Annotated in this window: 14 protein-coding genes; 3 read left to right on the top strand and 11 right to left on the bottom strand. The window is 63.4% G+C overall.

Annotated features, from left to right (window positions below; translation table 11 throughout):
• Positions 1–4: 4 nt before the first annotated feature.
• Together GR138_RS20260 and GR138_RS20255 are read right to left on the bottom strand one after the other, a co-directional pair.
• Entirely contained in the window at positions 5–835 is an 831-nt protein-coding gene (locus GR138_RS20260; protein ID WP_160861066.1) for a TrmH family RNA methyltransferase, read from the bottom strand.
• A 6-nt stretch (positions 836–841) separates the two neighbouring features.
• Entirely contained in the window at positions 842–1,228 is a 387-nt protein-coding gene (locus GR138_RS20255; protein WP_160861065.1) for a hypothetical protein, read from the bottom strand.
• 36 nt (positions 1,229–1,264) lie between these two features.
• Between GR138_RS20255 and GR138_RS20250 the strand changes: the two genes are divergently transcribed.
• A complete protein-coding gene (locus tag GR138_RS20250) occupies positions 1,265–2,293 on the top strand; it encodes an RluA family pseudouridine synthase (protein WP_160861064.1) in 1,029 nt (342 codons plus the stop codon).
• Between the two features lie 252 nt (positions 2,294–2,545).
• The gene (rpoH, locus tag GR138_RS20245) at positions 2,546–3,451 is read left to right on the top strand and encodes an RNA polymerase sigma factor RpoH (RefSeq protein ID WP_160861063.1); all 906 of its coding nucleotides are present in this window, start codon (positions 2,546–2,548) and stop codon (positions 3,449–3,451) included.
• Between the two features lie 70 nt (positions 3,452–3,521).
• Here rpoH and GR138_RS20240 read toward each other — a convergent pair whose 3' ends face one another.
• Complete coding sequence (locus GR138_RS20240) at positions 3,522–5,816, bottom strand: hypothetical protein (protein WP_160861062.1); 2,295 nt, start codon at positions 5,814–5,816, stop codon at positions 3,522–3,524.
• Between the two features lie 69 nt (positions 5,817–5,885).
• Positions 5,886–7,190: an adenylosuccinate synthase gene (locus tag GR138_RS20235; protein ID WP_160861061.1), complete on the bottom strand. Its 1,305-nt coding sequence runs from the start codon at positions 7,188–7,190 to the stop codon at positions 5,886–5,888.
• Between the two features lie 201 nt (positions 7,191–7,391).
• Here GR138_RS20235 and GR138_RS20230 point away from each other — a divergent pair, with 201 nt between their 5' ends.
• The gene (locus tag GR138_RS20230) at positions 7,392–8,285 is read left to right on the top strand and encodes a DMT family transporter (protein WP_160861060.1); all 894 of its coding nucleotides are present in this window, start codon (positions 7,392–7,394) and stop codon (positions 8,283–8,285) included.
• Positions 8,286–8,347: 62 nt separating this feature from the next.
• On the opposite strand, the gene serA is transcribed toward GR138_RS20230, so the two are convergent.
• The 7 genes from serA to tilS form a co-directional block, all read right to left on the bottom strand.
• Entirely contained in the window at positions 8,348–9,943 is a 1,596-nt protein-coding gene (serA, locus tag GR138_RS20225; protein ID WP_160861059.1) for a phosphoglycerate dehydrogenase, read from the bottom strand.
• Positions 9,944–10,020: 77 nt separating this feature from the next.
• Positions 10,021–11,202 carry a phosphoserine transaminase gene (locus tag GR138_RS20220; protein ID WP_160861058.1) on the bottom strand — a complete coding sequence of 394 codons (1,182 nt, stop codon included), beginning with the start codon at positions 11,200–11,202 and terminating at the stop codon, positions 10,021–10,023.
• Positions 11,203–11,378: 176 nt separating this feature from the next.
• Complete coding sequence (locus tag GR138_RS20215) at positions 11,379–12,218, bottom strand: outer membrane protein (RefSeq protein WP_160861057.1); 840 nt, start codon at positions 12,216–12,218, stop codon at positions 11,379–11,381.
• A gap of 204 nt (positions 12,219–12,422) precedes the next feature.
• Positions 12,423–13,256 carry an outer membrane protein gene (locus GR138_RS20210; RefSeq protein ID WP_160861056.1) on the bottom strand — a complete coding sequence of 278 codons (834 nt, stop codon included), beginning with the start codon at positions 13,254–13,256 and terminating at the stop codon, positions 12,423–12,425.
• A gap of 348 nt (positions 13,257–13,604) precedes the next feature.
• A complete protein-coding gene (gene glmM / locus GR138_RS20205) occupies positions 13,605–14,957 on the bottom strand; it encodes a phosphoglucosamine mutase (protein WP_160861055.1) in 1,353 nt (450 codons plus the stop codon).
• 294 nt (positions 14,958–15,251) lie between these two features.
• A complete protein-coding gene (gene ftsH / locus GR138_RS20200; protein WP_160861054.1) occupies positions 15,252–17,174 on the bottom strand; it encodes an ATP-dependent zinc metalloprotease FtsH in 1,923 nt (640 codons plus the stop codon).
• A 202-nt stretch (positions 17,175–17,376) separates the two neighbouring features.
• Positions 17,377–18,666: a tRNA lysidine(34) synthetase TilS gene (gene tilS, locus GR138_RS20195; protein ID WP_160861053.1), complete on the bottom strand. Its 1,290-nt coding sequence runs from the start codon at positions 18,664–18,666 to the stop codon at positions 17,377–17,379.
• Positions 18,667–18,671 lie beyond the last annotated feature (5 nt).

Raw genomic sequence — 18,671 nt, 5'->3', positions numbered from 1 at the left:
CACTCTATCCGACGCGGCCCATCGCCAGCGCGATCTGATACAGCGCGATCCCGCTCGCCGTCGCGACGTTGAGGCTGTCGAGCCCGGGCCGCTGCGGAATGCGCGCCGTGCGGAAGGAGGAGAGGATGGTTTCGGGAAGCCCCTCGCCTTCCGTGCCAAGCACGAGCGCAATGCGCCGGGCCGCAGGGATTTCCCCGACCGTGACTTCGCCGCGCGGCGAAAGCCCCCAGATATCGAAGCCCGCTTCCGCCAGCCGCTGAAGCATGGCGTGTGCATCAAGGCCACGCGAAAACGGCACGGTCAGGACCGAGCCGACGGAAACGCGGATGGCCTTGCGGTAGAGTGGATCGCAGGACATCCCGTCGAGAAAAACCGCGTCAGCGCCGAAGGCGGCGGCGTTGCGGAAGATCGAACCGACATTGTCGTGGTTGGACAGGCCGCAGCCGACAAGAACGAGGCTCGTTTCCGGCAGGCCTTCGAGGAGCGTTTCTCCCCTCTCCGACGCCGGCTTCCGGCCAAGCGCCAGCACGCCACGGTGCATGTTGAAACCGGCAACCGCATCGAAGACAGCCGCCGAGGCCACATAGACCGGCACGGTCAGCGGAAAGGTGGCCAGCACGTCCGCAATGCCGGCCAGCCGGTTTTCGAGCAGCAGGAAGGCATCGGCAACAAAACCGTTGTCCCGCGCCGGCGCAGCACCAAGCATGCGCAGCACCACCGTCCCCTCGGCAATGAACAGGCCCTCGCGGCCGGTCAGGTCGCGTTCGCGGATCGAAACAAAACCCGCGATGCGCGGGTCGGCTGGATCGTCGATACGGACCGGTTCCGCCGCCATGCCCGATCAGTTGCCCGCGACGTCTATCTCGGCGACGATACGGCCGGCAGCGATATCGAAGAGCAGGGCCTTGCGCGCGCCGGCTGCCGTCACGCCGTAGAACAGGATCTGTCCATCGGATTGCGACACGGCCGAAACGGCAAAACCATCCGGCAGCGTCGCTGTCGCCTTGATGGGTGCGTCGCTCGGAACGACCGTGCCGGACGCAGTTGCGGCTTCCGGCTTGCCATCGCGCGTGTTGATCTTATAGACAATGGCCGCAAGCACCGCCATGAACATCAAAAGCATGATGCCGCCCGAGACGAGTTGCAGGCGCATCATCTTGCGACGAACATTTTCCATCACCGGGTCGAGCGGCTTGTCTTCCTGATCGTCGTTTTCGATATTGGACATGGCAAACGCCCTTCCGGCAATGAGTATAAGTGAACGATGACCGACCCCTTTAAAGAAGCCGAGGCCACAAGAAAAGTCCTGACGGTGCCGGAAGACGCCGAAGGACGGATCGACGCCTGGCTCGCCGCCACGCTTGCCGGCGATTTTTCGCGCAGCCGCATCAAGGCGCTGATCGAGGAAGGCGCCGTTCTGGTCAACGGCACGGTTATCGGCGAGCCGAAGCGCAAGATCCATCCCGGCGATACCGTCGCGATCGCCCTGCCCGAGCCCCGCGATCCCGAGCCGAAGGGCGAGGACATCCCGCTCGACGTGCTCTACGAGGATGACGACCTGATCGTGCTCTGCAAGCCGGCCGGCCTCGTCGTACACCCCGGTGCCGGCAACTGGACCGGCACGCTGGTTAATGCCCTCATCCACCATTGCGGCGAGAGCCTGTCCGGCATCGGCGGCGTGCGTCGTCCCGGCATCGTGCACCGCCTCGACAAGGAGACCAGCGGCGTGATGGTCGTCGCCAAGAACGACGCCGCGCACCGCCACCTCTCCGACCAGTTTGCCGACCATGGCCGCACCGGCCCGCTGGAGCGCGCCTACCAGGCTGTCGTCTGGGGCCGCCCACGTCAGTTGAAGGGCACGGTCGACGCGCCCCTCGGCCGCGCTGCGGACCGCACCAAGCGCGCCGTGAAGCGCGAAAACACCGATGACGCCCGCGAGGCGATCACCCATTATGAAGTGATCGAGCGTTATGCCGAGACGCCCGACGCCACCAGCCTCGCCTCCCTGATCGAATGCCGTCTCGAAACCGGCCGCACGCACCAGATCCGCGTGCACATGGCGCATATTGGCCACCCACTGATCGGCGACCCGGAATATGGCGCCGCGTTCAAGACCAAGGCAAACCGACTGCCGGATGCGGCACGCGAGGTGGTCAACAGCTTCCACCGGCAGGCGCTACACGCCTTCCTGCTGCAGTTCGAGCACCCTGCGACCGGCGAGACCATGCACTTCGAGGCGCCGCCGCCGGAGGATCTGGAACGGCTGATCGAGGCCTTGCGCGCGGTCGAATAGACCGCCAACCCTTGATTTGCCGGCATCCGACCCTATTTTAGGGATGTGTCGCAAAATCCATTCGCCCTTCCCGCCTTCACGCAGCCGTGAAGCCCGCGGTGGCTTGAACCATTGTTTCGCCATACCTATCTATATGATCGTGGGGTCGCCATGCCCCACGGGGAGCATGGTTGCTGACGGGGATCCGGTTTTCAGGATCAGGCTCCGTACCAAGGCTTGCCGAATGGAAGCCGTCTCAGAAAGGGGTGCTGAATGGCCCGCAATACGCTGCCGTCGATTACCGCCGGAGAAGGTGGTCTCAACCGCTATCTCGATGAAATCCGCAAGTTTCCAATGCTTGAGCCGCAGCAGGAATACATGCTCGCCAAGCGTTACCAGGAGCACGGCGATCGTACCGCCGCGCATGAACTCGTCACGAGCCACCTGCGCCTCGTGGCCAAGATCGCCATGGGCTATCGCGGCTACGGCCTGCCGATCGGCGAAGTCGTGTCCGAGGGCAATGTCGGCCTGATGCAGGCCGTCAAGAAGTTCGACCCGGAGCGCGGCTTCCGCCTTGCGACCTATGCCATGTGGTGGATCAAGGCCTCGATCCAGGAATATATCCTGCGCTCGTGGTCGCTGGTGAAGATGGGCACGACCGCCAATCAGAAGCGCCTGTTCTTCAACCTGCGCCGCATGAAGAGCAAGATCCAGGCGATCGACGATGGCGATCTGCGCCCCGATCAGGTCAAGGAAATCGCGACCAAGCTCAAGGTTTCCGAAGACGAAGTCGTCTCGATGAACCGCCGCCTCACCGGCGATGCCTCGCTCAACGCGCCGATCAAGGCCAGCGAAGGTGAATCCGGCCAGTGGCAGGATTGGCTCGTCGACGATCACGACAGCCAGGAACAGACGCTGATCGAGCAGGACGAACTGGACACACGCCGTGCCATGCTCGCCCGTGCGATGGACGTCCTGAACGACCGCGAACGCCGCATCTTCGAGGCCCGTCGCCTTGCTGAAGATCCGGTGACGCTGGAAGAACTCTCCACCGAGTTCGACATCAGCCGCGAGCGCGTGCGCCAGATCGAGGTTCGCGCCTTCGAGAAGGTGCAGGAGGCCGTACAGAAATACGCCGCCGAACAGGCCCGCGCCGTCCGCGTCATCGAAGATGCCTGATCGTATACGAAGGCAGAAACAAAAAGGCCCGGCAGCGATGCCGGGCCTTTTCTTTGATGCATGCGAGCTTTTACGGGTTGGCTGCTGCGGCGGTCGTCCAGGCCTTCATCACCGTGTCGAAGGCTTCCGCGCCGGCAGTGCCCTTGTCGAGCGTCATCAGCGCGCGGCGACCGTTGCGGTAGGTGATCGGAATGTCGATCCAGTTGCGGGTACGCAGAAGCTCGGTGTTCTTGGCAATCGCTTCCGGGAAGTCGTTGAGCGCGATCATGTGGAAGTCGTCGGTGATCTTCGCCGGCACCGCGATCAGCGCATCGCCGCGATCCTGCTCGGTCCGCTTCATGGCCACGCGCTGCACGCTCTCGATGCCGCCGCCTTCGAAATTCTCCGGCAGCGAGAAGACGAGCTCCACCAGATGACTTGCCGGCAGCGAACGGTCGCCATTGCGCCGGAAGGTAATCAGCGCGGTCAGACCCTTGGAGGGCACGTTGACCTGCGCGCGCACCACCGGCTCGGGCTTGGCGTCACCGCCGGGCGATTCTTCGGCACTCGACCAGGCAACCGTGCCTTCGATCGCCGTCGGCGCGGTCTGGCCGAGACGCTCCTCATAAAGGAACATCTTTTGCGTGACACCAATGGCGGCCGGCTGTTCGCCGGTTGTGGCTGGCGTCTGGGTGTCCGTGGTCGTCGCGGTGTCCGTGCCGGCCGGGGTCTGCGCCGTGCCGTCCGTACCGGTGGCGGGCGTCGTGGTGGCCGCATCGCCCGTGGTCGCGGCACCGCCTGTGGTGGCAGCACCGCCCTGGGCAGCCTCCGCCGTTTCGGTCGACTGGGCAGCGACCGACTTGCCCTCTTCCGGCGTTGCGCCGTCAAGGGCCGGCGCGGGGCCCTGATCGACTTCCGAACCGTCGGTCAACAGACGCTGCGTAAACTTGCCGCTGCTGTTTTGCGACGTCGAGGCGACTTCCGTCGTCGTGGGCGTCGTGCCGGCGGCATCGCCCGTCGGGGTCTGGGCCGTTTCGGCCGGCTTGGTGTCGGCCGGCAGGTTGCGGCCGCCTTCTGCGGTCTGGTTGGTCTGCGTGGTGTCCGCAGGCGTCTCGGCCGATGGGGTCGTGAACGACGCAATGCGCTCGTTGACCCAGCCGTTCACCGTGTCGCGGTTGAACCAGTAACCCGCGCCCGCGCCGCCAATGATGGCGACGAGTGCGAGCAGCGCCGCAAGGGCGGCAAAATTGATGCGCGACTTGCGCGGCTCCGCCCGGAACGAGCGCTGCGGCGCGCGGGCCGTTTCGACGGTCGGCGTGGCGGAGGCAGCCGCATCGGCGAGCCCGGCCTCTGCCATCGAAGCCGTTCCGGCAGCCGCCGCACCGGCCTTTGTCCCGCTGTTGCCAAGAAGCTCGTCGAGGTCGCCCCAATCCCGTGCGGGAGCGGCCTTCTCCGACGTGTCCGCCGGCTGTCCTGCCTTCTCGTCCGGCCAGTCCCAGGCAAGCGGGTCGGTCACGGTATCGGCGGGCAGCGCGGGGTTGTTCGCCGTCTCAACGACGGGGGACGCCTCGTTCCAGTTCCACTGCGCCTCTGCCGACGGCATGCGGGCATCCGCGACCGGCTCGGCATCCGGCACCTGTTCATCGTGAACGGTATAGGCCTGCGCTTCCGGCTCGACGGCCGCAACGGGCTGAGGTTCTTCCGTGGTGGTTTCGGTCGCCGTCTCGGGCTCGTGCCAGGAGGGGACATAATCGTCCGCGGGCTCTGCTTCGACATGCCAGGACGGCTCGACATGCGCCTCGGCAGCGACAGCCTGCGGCTCGTCCGCTACCGCCTCTTCAACCACGGTCTCGCGCGGCTCGGGCTCGACGTCGGCCTCGACAGCCGGCGTTTCCTCGGCGGCGGTCTCGGCAACGGGCTCGTCTTCAACCGCGGTCTCGGCCGGCACATCCTCGCGGGATTCCACCGGTTCGACGACGGGTTGCTCCTCAGGCTCGACGTGCTGTTCCGGTTCGGCCGCAACAGGCCCGGCCTCCGGCTCAGCTTCGGCGACCACAGCTTCCGGCTCGACGGCCGCGGTCTCTTCGACCACCGGCTCCGGTTGCGCGGCTTCTTCAGCAGGCTCAGCGACGAGATCCTCGACGGGTTCGGGCGCAGGCTCTTCGACGGGAAGCGCCTCGGCATGCTCGGTCTCGACGTCGCCGATCGCCGCTTCGAGCTTGTCGAGCTGGCGTTTCACGAGATCATCAGAAGGGCGCGGGTTCATGGATTCGAGCTGCCTGCGGACAGCGCCGCGGGCCTTCTCGTAAACCTTCTGCCGCATCTCGGCATTGTTGTCCGAGAGGCCGTCAACGGCCCTTCGAATGACTGCTACAAAATCCGCCATCAGAACTTTCCATCGTGTCCGTGCGCTATCCTATTGGAATACGACACGGAACTGGTGTTGAGCTTGAGATTAGTCCTCAAACGGGTCCGTCACAAGTATGGTGTCATCCCGCTCCGGACTGGTCGACAGCAGGGCGACCGGGGCGCCGATCAGCTCTTCGACCTGACGGACATATTTGATCGCCTGCGCCGGCAGGTCCGCCCAGCTGCGTGCGCCGACCGTGGAGCCCTTCCAGCCTTCGAGCGTGATGTAGATCGGCTCGACACGGGCCTGCTGGCCCTGGCTCGCCGGCAGATGATCGATTTCCTTGCCGTCGAGCGTGTAGCCGACGCAAATCTTCAGTTCGTCGAGACCGTCGAGAACATCCAGCTTGGTGAGTGCGATGCCGGTGATGCCGTTGGTCGCAACCGACTGGCGTACCAGCGCTGCGTCGAACCAGCCGCAGCGACGCTTGCGGCCGGTGACCGTGCCGAATTCATGGCCCTTCTCGCCGAGGAACTGGCCGATCTCGTCCTTGAGTTCCGTCGGGAACGGGCCTTCGCCGACGCGCGTCGTGTAGGCCTTGGTGATGCCGAGGATGTAGCCGAGCGAGCCCGGCCCCATGCCGGAACCGGCGGCAGCCTGGCCGGCAACCGTGTTCGACGAGGTGACGAAGGGATAGGTGCCGTGGTCAATGTCGAGCAGCGAGCCCTGCGCGCCTTCGAACAGAATGCGCGCACCACGGCGGCGCTCCTTGTCGAGCATCAGCCAGATCGTCTCGCGGAACGGCAGCACGCGATCGGCGACCGAAGTCAGTTCCTGCATGATCGTCTCATGCGTGACTTCATCTTCGCCAAGACCACGGCGCAGCGCATTGTGGTGCGTCAGCAGGCGCTCGACCTTGCCGGGCAGCGTGTCGAGGTCGGCGAGATCCATGACGCGGATGGCGCGACGACCGACCTTGTCCTCATAGGCCGGGCCGATGCCACGACGGGTCGTGCCGATCTTGACGCCGGAATTGGAGTTGGAGGCCGCGTCCTCGCGGATGCCGTCCAGCTCGCGGTGCAGCGAGAGGATGAGGGTCGCGTTGTCGGCAATGCGCAGGTTTTCCGGCGTGATCGTCACGCCCTGCTTGCCGAGCTTGTCGATTTCGGCGATCAGCGCATGCGGATCGACGACGACACCGTTACCGATGACGGCCATCTTGCCCGGGCGTACGACGCCGGAGGGCAGCAGCGAGAGCTTGTAGCTCGTGCCGTCGATGACGAGCGTATGGCCGGCATTGTGACCACCCTGGAAGCGCACGACAATATCGGCGCGTTCGGAAAGCCAGTCGACAATCTTGCCCTTGCCTTCGTCACCCCATTGCGATCCGATCACCACGACGTTCGTCATTTAATCTTTCCTATTATCGCGCGCGCGTACCCGTGCGCCTGACACAAACCCGCGCATCTATACTGTGTTGTCTTTGGGAATGCGACCCTGTTATGACGGCCGTCATCCGCTTTTTGCATGACATTGCGCGGTTTTTCCCCTTATCTGAGGCACCCGCCGACGCACCCTGCGTACCCGTTCTTCATCCGGACACATTCCACCTTGAACAGCAGAGCCTATTTCTACCTTTGCATCACCGCGCTTTTCTGGGGCGCGAACTCGGTTGCAGGCAAACTCGCCGTCGGCCATGTCAGCCCGATGGTGCTGACTTTGCTGCGCTGGATCATCGCCCTGACGATCATCCTGATCCTCATGCTGCCGCAAGTGAAACGCGACTGGCCGGTCATCCGAAAACACTGGCTCCAGCTCCTGCTTTACGGCGTCTTCGGCTTCACCGCCTTTAATGCCCTGCTCTATACTGCGCTCGGTTATACGAGCGCCATCAACGCGGTCATCGAGCAGGCCGGCATTCCGATGTTGATCTTCGTCTTCAACTTCATCCTCTTCCGCATCCAGGCCTCGATCGCCCAGATCGTCGGCTTCAGCGTCACACTTGTCGGCGTTCTTGTAACAGCCGCTCATGGCGAATTCTCGGCGCTGGCGGAACTCGAGTTCAACTTCGGCGACGCGCTGATGCTCGGCGCCTGCATCGTCTATGCCGCCTATACGGTGTCGCTGCGCTGGAAGCCGGACATGCACTGGCAGAGCTTTATCGCCGCGCCCGCCTTCGGCGCACTGCTGAGCGCCATCCCGCTGTTCTTCTGGGAGCTGTCGCGCGGCGCGGCCATCTTTCCGGATACGACCGGCTGGGCCATCGTGCTCTATGCCGGCATCTTCCCTTCCCTGCTCTCGCAGGTGCTCTATGTGCGCGGCGTCGAGATGATCGGCGCCAACCGGGCAGGCCTGTTCATCAATGCCATCCCGGTCTTCGGCACCATTCTCTCCGTCTTCCTGATCGGCGAGACGCTGCATCCCTTCCATATCGTCGCCCTTCTCCTCGTGCTCGGCGGCATCGCCATTGCCGAATGGGGACGGCCGAAAGAGAAAAAGGCCTGACAGCAAAAGGCCCGCCGGAGCGATCCGGCGGGCCTTTTCACTTCGTCTTGGGAGGACGACGATCAATCGACGTTGAAGACCAGCGGCTTGATCTGGCGGATCGCCGGATTGGCGCGCAGCTTGTTCAGCACATCTTCCGACACGGCGGCGTCGACATAAAGCAGCGCGATCGCGTCACCGCCCTGCTTGTCGCGGCCGAGCTGGAAGTTGGCGATGTTGACGCCCGCCTCGCCCAGCGTCGTGCCGATGAAGCCGATCATGCCGGGCACGTCAGTGTTGGTGATGTAGACCATGTGGTTGCCGACATCGGCGTCCAGGTTGATGCCCTTGATCTGGATGAAGCGCGGCTTGCCGTCGGAGAAGACGGTGCCGGCGATCGAGCGGGTCTGGTTCGCCGTCGTCACGGTCAGGCGGATGTAGCCGTCAAAGACGCCCGACTTGTCGCGCTTGACCTCGGAAAGGATGACGCCCTTTTCCTTGATCATGACCGGCGCCGAAACCATGTTGACGTCGGAAACCTGCGAGCGGATGAGGCCGGCAAGGGCCGCACTCGTCAGCGCCTTGGTGTTCATCGTCGCGGTCGCACCGTCGTAGAGGATCTCGATTTCCTTGATGGCGCTTTCCGTGACCTGGCCAACGAAGGCGCCGAGCACGTCGGCAAGCCGGATGAACGGCTTCAGGATCGGCGCTTCTTCAGCGGTGATCGACGGCATGTTGATGGCGTTCGAGACGGCACCCTTGACCAGGTAATCCGACATCTGCTCGGCGACCTGAAGGGCAACGTTCTCCTGCGCTTCCGTGGTCGAGGCGCCGAGATGCGGCGTGCAGACGACGTTTTCCAGGCCGAAGAGCGGGCTTTCCTTGGCGGGTTCGACTTCGAACACGTCGAAACCGGCGCCGGCGACATGGCCGGACTTGATGGCTTCGGCAAGCGCCGCTTCATCGACCAGGCCGCCACGGGCGCAATTGATGATGCGCACACCCTTCTTGGTCTTGGCGAGTGCTTCCTTGTTCAGGATGCCGCGGGTCTTGTCGGTCATCGGCACGTGCAACGTGATGAAATCGGCGCGGGCGAGCAGGTCGTCCAGCTCCACCTTCTCAACACCCATTTCCTGGGCGCGTTCGGCCGAGAGGAAGGGATCATAAGCAATGACGTGCATGCCAAGCCCGATGGCCTTCTTGCAGACGATGCCGCCGATATTGCCGGCGCCGATGACGCCGAGCAGCTTGCCAGTGATTTCGACACCCATGAACTTCGACTTTTCCCACTTTCCGGCCTGCGTGGAGGTGTCAGCGGCGGGAAGCTGGCGGGCGACGGCGAACATCAGCGCGATGGCGTGTTCTGCCGTGGTGATCGAATTGCCGAACGGCGTGTTCATGACGATGATGCCGCGACGCGAGGCAGCCGGGATATCGACATTGTCGACGCCGATGCCGGCGCGGCCGATGACCTTGAGATTGGTCGCAGCCGCGATCAGCTTTTCCGTCGCCTTGGTGGCGGAGCGGATGGCAAGGCCGTCATAGTTGCCGATGATCTCGGCAAGTTTGTCCTTGTCCTTGCCGAGCTGCGGCTGGAAATCGACTTCAACGCCACGATCGCGGAAAATCTGGACGGCGGTTTCCGACAGTTCGTCGGATACGAGTACGCGAGGTGCCATGAGAGGCCTCCATCAATTGAGTCTAGGGAGATGAGATCAAAGGTGGCTTCGCCCATTGGACGAAGCCGGTCGCGAAATCAGGCCGCAGCCTTGGAAAGCGTTGCCTTCTGGGTCTCGAAGGCCCAGGTCAGCCAGGGCATCAGCGCGTCCAGATCGGCGGTATCGATCGTCGCGCCGGCCCATATGCGCAGGCCCGACGGGGCGTCACGATAAGCGCCGATGTCGAAGGCGACACCCTGCTTTTCGATAAGCGCGACGAGGCCCTTGGCAAAGGCGGCCTGCGCATCGGCGTCGAGCGCCAGCACGTCCTTGTCGGCGATCGTCAGGCAGACCGAGGTGTTGGAGCGCGTCGCCGGCTCCTTGGCCAGGTTGGCGACCCAGTCGTTGTTCTCGACGAAATCGAAGATCACCTTGGCATTGGCATCGGCGCGGGCCATCAGGCCCTTGAGGCCGCCGACCTGTTTTGCCCAGAGAAGCGCATCGATATAGTCCTCGACGCAGAGCATGGAGGGCGTGTTGATCGTTTCGCCCTGGAAGATGCCCTCGATGATCTTGCCGCCCTTGGTCATGCGGAAGATCTTCGGCATCGGCCAGGCCGGCGTGTAGCTTTCGAGGCGCTCGACGGCACGGGGCGACAGGATGATGACGCCATGCGCGCCCTCACCGCCCAGAACCTTCTGCCAGGAGAAGGTGACGACATCGAGCTTGGCGAAATCGAGGTTCTGCGCAAACGCGGCCGAGGTCGCGTCGCAGATCGTCAGGCCCTTGCGGTCGGCCGGAATGAAGTCGGCATTGGCGACGCGCACGCCGGAGGTCGTGCCGTTCCAGGTGAAGACCACGTCACGGTCGAAGTCGATCGTGGAAAGGTCGGGCAGCAGACCGTAATCGGCCGTGATCTTGCGGGTGTCGGGGAGCTTCAGCTCTTTGACGACATCGGAAACCCAGCCCGAACCAAAGCTTTCCCAGGCGACCATGTCGACGCCGCGCGGGCCGAGCAGCGACCACAGCGCCATTTCGACGGCGCCGGTATCGGAGGCCGGTACGATGCCGATGCGGTAATCCGCCGGCACTTCGAGAACTTCACGGGTGAGATCAATGGCCTGCTTGAGCTTGGTCTTGCCGATCTTGGCGCGGTGCGAACGACCGAGCGGAGCATCGGAAAGCGCTTCGAGCGACCAGTTGGGGCGCTTCGAGCACGGGCCAGAAGAGAAATGGGTATTGTTCGGACGCACGTCCGGCGGTGTGACGGTCTTCGTCATGATCGCTATCCTTCCAGATAGATAGCCCTTCGTTGGGGAAGGGTGTCCCGCCGCCGTGAATATGGGAGAGGTCCTCTTTCGTCAAGAGGGATATGTCGCGAACGAAAAATAATCCGACGCAATGGAAACGGCGCGCCGGTTGCCCGACGCGCCGTGTAATAGCTGGAAAATAGACCTTACCAGGTGTTGATGCGGATACCGGCGCGGAATTCGTGTTTCTGGAAGCCGTCGTCGCGGCCCTTGGTGCCGCTCGCGCCCCAGCCCTGCTCCGTCGCACCGTAGCGGAACATCTTTCCACCCGCCGTGTCGGAGAAGCGATAGCCGAGATCGAGCTTGATGCGCTCGGTCAGATCCACCGCTGCACCGGCCATCAGCGCATAGGTGAAGCGCCAGCTGTCCTCGCCCTTGAGCCTGCCGCTCAAATAGGTCTCACCCGAGCAAGCCTCCGAACCATCCTCGCAGTAGGGCTTGCTCCTCAAGTCGTCCCAGCTGACATGGGTCACGCCGGCGCCGGCGCCGACATAGGGCGTGAAACCGGCAAACGTGCCGAGATCCATGTAGCCGTTCGCCATGACATTGATCGCGTTGTAATCCGCCTTGTGGCTGAAGCCGCAGCTCGTGCCGGCCGGCTCACTGTCGCTGCACGGCAGGTCGATATTCGAATCGCCGCTGAGATTGCCGTTGAAGAAATCCGTCGTCAGGTCGGCGCGAAACATGCTGTTGAACTGGTAGCCCATGCCGACGCCATAGGACATCGACTTGGAAAAGCGCGCGCTGTCGAAGGTCTCCTGCGAGAAGACCGAGCCGCCCGGCGCATAGACGGTGTAGTCGGGCTTGCCGCTTTTCATCCAGCCGGAATAGCCAAGGTCGCCGCGGATATACCAGCCCTCGGCCACCCCACCACCGGACACGTCGATTTCCGGCGCATTGATGATGTCGAGGTCGCTCGCAACCGCGCTGGTTGCGATGAGGCCGGCCAGGACGGCGATACCAATGGGTGCGATGCGACGAAACATGTTCTCGTTCCCTCGAAGCCGGCGAGGCCAGGCGGTTGCGCGATTGGTACAGGCCGCATTGCAAGGATTTGCCGCTGCTCTACACCGTTGGTTAACCATACTTCTTAAGGAGTGAAGGAACCGTTAAGCATCCGGTTTTCCATGCCCGAAACGAAAAAGGCCGCCCTTTCGGGCGGCCTTGGACATGGTCAGGCAGGGCTGGTCTTACTTGTAGACCGGCTGCTCGACGGGGATTTCCGCCGGCGGGATGTAAGCCTGCTGGTCGCAGCCATTGAAGGAGTAGCGCAGACCGGCGCGTGCTTCGTGGCTGTAGAAGCCCTTGTCGTAGCCGGGACCGCCGCCGGCATTGTAGCCGAACATGCCGCCCTTCGTGACATGGCGGAAGCGGTAGCCCACGTCGGCCTTCACGTTGCAGGTCACGTCGATCGAGGCACCGGCCATCAGCGCATAGGTGAAGCGCCAGTTCTTCTTGCCGTGGTGCGTGAATGTCGGGTCGCAGTTTGTCGGATCGCCGTCCTCGCACGAGGTGTTCTTGAGGCCCTTCCAGTTCACATAGGTGCCACCGATACCGGCACCGACATAGGGCGTGATGGAGCCATAGGTGCCGATGTCGACATAGGCGTTGGCCAGCAGACTCAGCGCCGTCAAGGAAGCGACGTCACGCGAGGTGCAGTTCACCGCCACGCCGCAACTGCCGGAGGTCGAGCCGCTGAACTTAGAATTGAACATGTAGTCGAGCGTCACGTCCGTACGGAAGTGATCGTTGATCTGGTAACCGACACCGCCGCCGATGACGAAGCCGCTCTTAAGGTCGGCGGAATCGAAGTTGCGCATGTTGCTGTTGGAGCCCTGGAAGTACTTGGCGCCGCGCATCTTGTTGTAGGACCAGCCCATGTCGCCGCGCAGATACCATCCGCCGGTCTCGATGATGGCTTCCTGTACCGGGGCTTCGATCACCTCCGGCTGATAGATATCAGCGGCGTAACCCGACGTGCCTGTCAGCAGGACGGCTACGACGCCACTCAAAACTTTCCTCATGGCCTGGCTCCAATAGGCTTTTGCTTGGCCGCCCGGCGTACCGGATTCCAAGTCCTTCGATCATCCAGGATAGTGAAGAAAAAAGGTTAATGGCCGCTTAAGGCGCATTTTTACATAAAATGAACGCTTATGAGGGCCAGTAAACAAAGTAATAAATTTTCGGTTTCTTAACCATGGCTCCAGCGCCTCGATGCGGTTGCCCACAGAAGAGCCGACAAGCCGCCGCCCTCCCCCAGTACAGCCCGCTGGATCGAGGCCCTATTTTCCGGCGGCGCAGGGCAACGCGCTGCCCAAACAAAAAAGGCCGGGGCATATCGCCCCGGCCTTCCAGAATTCGACACAGCTGTCTCAGGCGGCGGTGCGCGCCGAGCCGATGACGTTGACCAGTTCGTCGACGATCCGCTCTACCTGGGCACGATCGTCGCCTTCCGCCATCACGCGAATCAGCGGCTCGGTACCGGACGGGCGGATGAGCAGGCGGCCGGTTTTGGCCAGTTCGCTTTCGGCATCGGCAATGGCCTGGCGCACGACGGTATCCTCGAGCGGCTGGCCGGTCTTGATGCGAACGTTCTTCAACACCTGCGGCACCGGCTCGAAGCGGTTGCAGATTTCGCTGACGGACTTGCCGCTGCGCTTGACGCAGGCCAGCACCTGGAGCGCTGCGACGAGGCCATCGCCGGTCGTACCGAAATCGGAAAGCACCATATGGCCGGACTGCTCGCCGCCGACATTGTAGTCGTTCTGGCGCATGTGCTCGACGACATAGCGATCGCCGACCTTGGTGCGCTGGAGGTTCAGGCCCTTGCCCGTCAGGAAGCGCTCGAGGCCGAGGTTCGACATGACGGTTGCGACGATGCCGTTGCCACGCAGCGTGCCGTCCGCCGCCCAGCTTTCAGCGATGACCGCCATCAACTGATCGCCGTCGATGAACTTGCCGTTCTCGTCGATGATCTGCACGCGGTCTGCATCGCCATCAAGCGCGATGCCGATATCGGCCCGCACCTCGTGCACCTTGCGCTGCAAGGCCTCGGGATGGGTGGAGCCGCAGTCGAGATTGATGTTGAGACCGTCCGGCTCGTTGCCGATCGTCACCACGTCCGCGCCAAGTTCCCACAGGGCGGCGGGCGCCACGCGGTATGCCGCGCCGTTGGCACAGTCGATCGCCACGCGCAGGCCCTGCAGCGTCACATCGCGCGGAAGGGTGCGTTTGGCGTGCTCGATGTAACGGTCATGCACGCCGTCGATACGCTTCGCCCGGCCGATTTCCGCGGATTTGGCAAGCTGCGCCGTCATGTCAGTATCGAGCAGGTCCTCGATTTCCATTTCCAGGTCGTCGGACAGCTTGTAGCCATCGGGACCAAACAGTTTGATGCCGTTGTCGTAGAACGGATTGTGCGAGGCCGAGATCATCACGCCGATATCGGCGCGCAACGAGCGCGTCAGCATGGCGACGGCAGGCGTCGGGATCGGGCCGAGCACGAAGGCATCAATGCCGGCAGCCGTGAAGCCCGCGACCATGGCGTTTTCCAGCATATAGCCGGACAGCCGCGTGTCCTTGCCGATGACCACCCGGTGGCGATGCGCGCCGCGACGGAAGATCGTGCCGACGGCAATACCGACGCGCATGGCAAGATCAGGCGTCATCGGGAAAAGGTTCGACTGTCCCCGGATGCCGTCCGTACCAAAATAACGACGTTTCATGTCTACTCCTGAAAATCGCCAGCCTGGGCGGCGTTCTTTTGCTCTGCGCCCGGCCTTGTCGGTGTTCTGCCCACCACGCTCCACGGCCTCATACATCAAGCCGGTGGAAGTCGGAATACTTTAAACCAGCAACCCCATCTCAAACTTAAGCGCCGGGCGAACGTCGCGCTTCTTTGCCATAGAAGTCAGCAAATAGCATCCACCCGCAGATCAGAAATGATTACAGTCCGTTACCGTACGAAAACGGCCGGGACTATTTGCCCGGCCGTTTCGCAACTGCATGCCACGATTTTTTTACTGCGGCTGCGGCTCCAGGCCGCCTTCCGCCTCGCCGCCCTTCTTGTGGCCGGCCTTCGGAACGGCGGAGCCACGGTGCGGCGGCGTGTCGTCGCCAAGATCGCGCGCCGGCTTCTCGCCGCGGATCAGCGCCTTGATCTCGTCACCCGTCAGCGTCTCGTATTCGAGCAGGCCTTCGGCGAGCGCCACGAATTCGTGGTGCTGCTCGGTGATAATACGCTTGGCCTCGGTATAGGCCTCGTCGATCAGGCGGCGAACTTCGTTGTCGATCTTCTGCGCGGTGGCTTCGGAAACGTTCTTCTGCTGCGACACCGAATGACCGAGGAACACTTCCTGCTGGTTCTCGCCATAGGCGACCTGGCCGAGCTGGTCGGAGAAGCCCCATTGCGTGACCATCGCGCGGGCGAGCTTCGTCGCCTGCTCGATGTCGGATGATGCGCCGGACGTAATATTGTCCTTGCCGAAGGTCACTTCCTCGGCAACGCGGCCGCCCATCATGATGGCGAGGCGCGAGACCATCCACTTGTAGCTCATCGAGTAGCGGTCGCCCTCGGGAAGCTGCATGACCATGCCGAGTGCACGGCCGCGCGGAATGATCGTCGCCTTGTGCAGCGGATCGGCGAGCGGCACCTTGAGAGCGACGATGGCGTGGCCGGCTTCGTGATAGGCGGTGAGCTTCTTTTCCGCCTCGGTCATGCCGGAGGAACGGCGCTCCGCGCCCATCATGATCTTGTCCTTGGCGTCCTCGAACTCCTGCATGGTGACGAGGCGCTTGTTGCGACGCGCCGCCATCAGGGCAGATTCGTTGACGAGGTTCATGAGGTCGGCACCGGAGAAGCCGGGCGTACCGCGAGCCAGAACCTTGAGATCGACATTCGGTGCCAGCGGCACGTTGCGGACATGCACCTTGAGGATGCGCTCGCGGCCGACGATATCCGGGTTCGGCACGACGACCTGGCGGTCGAAACGGCCGGGACGCAGCAGCGCCGGGTCGAGAACATCAGGACGGTTGGTCGCGGCGATCAGGATGACGCCTTCATTGGCCTCGAAGCCGTCCATCTCGACGAGCAACTGGTTGAGCGTCTGTTCGCGCTCGTCATTGCCGCCACCGAGACCGGCGCCACGATGACGGCCGACCGCGTCGATTTCGTCGATGAAGATGATGCAGGGCGCGTTCTTCTTGGCCTGCTCGAACATGTCGCGCACGCGGCTTGCACCGACGCCGACGAACATTTCGACGAAGTCCGAACCGGAGATCGTGAAGAACGGCACATTGGCTTCGCCGGCAACGGAGCGCGCCAGCAGCGTCTTACCGGTGCCGGGCGGGCCAACGAGCAGCACGCCGCGCGGAATGCGGCCGCCGAGGCGCTGGAACTTCTGCGGATCCCGCAGGAATTCGACGATTTCTTCCAGATCCTGCTTGGCTTCGTCCACGCCGGCGACGTCTGCGAAGGTGACGCGGCCGTGTGCTTCGGTGAGCAGCTTGGCCTTGGACTTGCCAAAACCCATCGCGCCACGCGAACCACCCTGCATCTGGCGCATGAAGAACAGCCAGACACCGAGGATCAGGAGCATCGGCAAAAGCGTGCCGATATAGCTGAGGAAGCCGGACGAACCGTCCGTCTCCGGCCGCGCGCTGACGACCACGTTCTTCGCCTCGAGGCGCTGAACGAGTGTGTTGTCGCCGGCCGGCGCATAGGTCTGGAAGGTCGCGCCGGTCTCGACATAGCTGCCAACGATCTTCTCGCCGGTGATGACGACTTCCTTCACCCGGCTCGAGTCCACCTCTTTGAGGAACTGCGAATAGGGAATTTCCCGCGAGCCGGTCTGTGCCGGGCTCGTCTGGAACATGCTGAACAGCGCGATCAGCAGAAGGGCGATTATCGCCCACAGGGCGAAGTTACGGAAATTGGGATTCATCGAACTTTCCGGGCACTTTCCCGGCCGGAGTCTCCCGGCCGCTTCTCTGTCGCCTAACATAGGGTCGCCATGCGGCCTTGCCAAGGCAAAGCGCGCGATCCCGGGGCTTTTCTCATAACATCGTCAATGGCGGGGAAGGATCCGGGTCCCTCGTCCACATTGAGCCTGCAAACACCTTACCACAACGCTTTCGGGTGCGCCTTCATTCGTTAGACGGAGACGAAAACGGCCGGCACCCGAGAATTCCAGCTAGCGCGTTGGCAAGCGGCAGGTCGAAACGCGGCAGGAAACGGGCATAGGGCGCAATCGATGGTTCCACGCGCGCCCCGTCCGCGGGCACCATCTCGCCATCCTCGAATTTCAGGCGCGGCGCGGCGCGGCGTGCCCGCAGGGCCGGTCCGCGAAGCACGGCATCGCCCTGCCCCTCTTCATCGCCGGCCGGCGAAACCACGATCGGCTGTCCCGTCGCATTGGCCACACAATACCGGCCATCCCAAAGGGCGGCCGTTCCCGCCGGCAGGACAAGACTTTCGATGCCCCGGTGCTCGCGATACAGAAACAGGCCGTCGCGGCGGCGATCGAAAACCACGCGGCCGGCCGTCAGCCGCGACAGTGTGCCGCTGGCGAGAAAGGCGCGCAGGCGATCAGCCGAGGCCGCTTCGAGCACATGTGCCCGCCCGCCTACCGTGGCGGCCAGCAGCAGAAGCCCACGCCATGCCGCCGGATCGGCAAGAAGCGCCTCTATCGCAGTCGGGTCGACGGCCAACAATCCACGCCCCGCCCGCACATTTTCGATGAGAAAATCAGCCGCACGTTCCGAAAGCAGGTGCCTGTCCTGCGAAGAACGCACCGGAATTGTCGCCGCCCCCCGCTCGCGGATGCGCACGCGCTCGAAATGCGGGTTTCTGTTGCTGGGGTCGTCGAGCCAAGTTTCGCCCCGGGCGGCAAGAAACGCCCTGACGGCAGCGCGCTCCAGCGACAGGAAAGGCCGCAAGAGCCAGACGGCGCCATTCAGAAGAACCACATCCGCCATGCCGGAAAGGCCGACCCCCTCCGGCGACCGTTTGGCGCGCATGGCAACCGTCTCGTTCTGGTCGTCGCTGGTATGGGCGGCGAGGATGCTATCGGCACCCAGCTCCGCAGCCGCTTCGACGAGGAGATCATACCGTTTGGCGCGCGCTGCGGCCTGTAGGCCCGATGCGGGCTTTTCCCCCTCCCAGCGGCGGGTGACGTGCGGGATGCCGTGCCGGGCACAAAGCGCCTCGACCCATTTCGCTTCTTCGGCCGATCCAGCGCGAAGGGCGTGGTCGATGGTGCAGGCGGCAAGGGTGATGCCCGGATAGCGCCCGGTCGCGCAAAGCGTGGCGAGCGCCACGAGCAGCCCGGTCGAATCACTGCCGCCGGAAATGGCGACCAGCAGACGCGCGGGGCGCTTGAAACTTTTCAGAAAACGGCCGGTTGCCTCGACGACGGGATCTTCCGCGCGGGCCACGGCCT

The sequence above is a fragment of the Shinella kummerowiae genome (genome assembly GCF_009827055.1).
Taxonomy (GTDB): Bacteria; Pseudomonadota; Alphaproteobacteria; order Rhizobiales; family Rhizobiaceae; genus Shinella; species Shinella kummerowiae.
Note: the sequence above shows the minus strand (reverse complement) of the source record. Positions and strands in the feature narration are given on the sequence as shown.

What these genes read in the sequence shown, in the direction of transcription:
- glmM (WP_160861055.1), bottom strand. Translation starts at nt 14,957, where the DNA reads ATGAAACGTCGTTATTTTGGTACGGACGGCATCCGGGGACAGTCGAAC.
- GR138_RS20215 (WP_160861057.1), bottom strand. Translation starts at nt 12,218, where the DNA reads ATGTTTCGTCGCATCGCACCCATTGGTATCGCCGTCCTGGCCGGCCTC.
- GR138_RS20235 (WP_160861061.1), bottom strand. Translation starts at nt 7,190, where the DNA reads ATGACGAACGTCGTGGTGATCGGATCGCAATGGGGTGACGAAGGCAAG.
- GR138_RS20255 (WP_160861065.1), bottom strand. Translation starts at nt 1,228, where the DNA reads ATGTCCAATATCGAAAACGACGATCAGGAAGACAAGCCGCTCGACCCG.
- GR138_RS20240 (WP_160861062.1), bottom strand. Translation starts at nt 5,816, where the DNA reads ATGGCGGATTTTGTAGCAGTCATTCGAAGGGCCGTTGACGGCCTCTCG.
- GR138_RS20250 (WP_160861064.1), top strand. Translation starts at nt 1,265, where the DNA reads ATGACCGACCCCTTTAAAGAAGCCGAGGCCACAAGAAAAGTCCTGACG.
- GR138_RS20260 (WP_160861066.1), bottom strand. Translation starts at nt 835, where the DNA reads ATGGCGGCGGAACCGGTCCGTATCGACGATCCAGCCGACCCGCGCATC.
- GR138_RS20220 (WP_160861058.1), bottom strand. Translation starts at nt 11,202, where the DNA reads ATGACGAAGACCGTCACACCGCCGGACGTGCGTCCGAACAATACCCAT.
- ftsH (WP_160861054.1), bottom strand. Translation starts at nt 17,174, where the DNA reads ATGAATCCCAATTTCCGTAACTTCGCCCTGTGGGCGATAATCGCCCTT.
- rpoH (WP_160861063.1), top strand. Translation starts at nt 2,546, where the DNA reads ATGGCCCGCAATACGCTGCCGTCGATTACCGCCGGAGAAGGTGGTCTC.
- serA (WP_160861059.1), bottom strand. Translation starts at nt 9,943, where the DNA reads ATGGCACCTCGCGTACTCGTATCCGACGAACTGTCGGAAACCGCCGTC.
- GR138_RS20210 (WP_160861056.1), bottom strand. Translation starts at nt 13,256, where the DNA reads ATGAGGAAAGTTTTGAGTGGCGTCGTAGCCGTCCTGCTGACAGGCACG.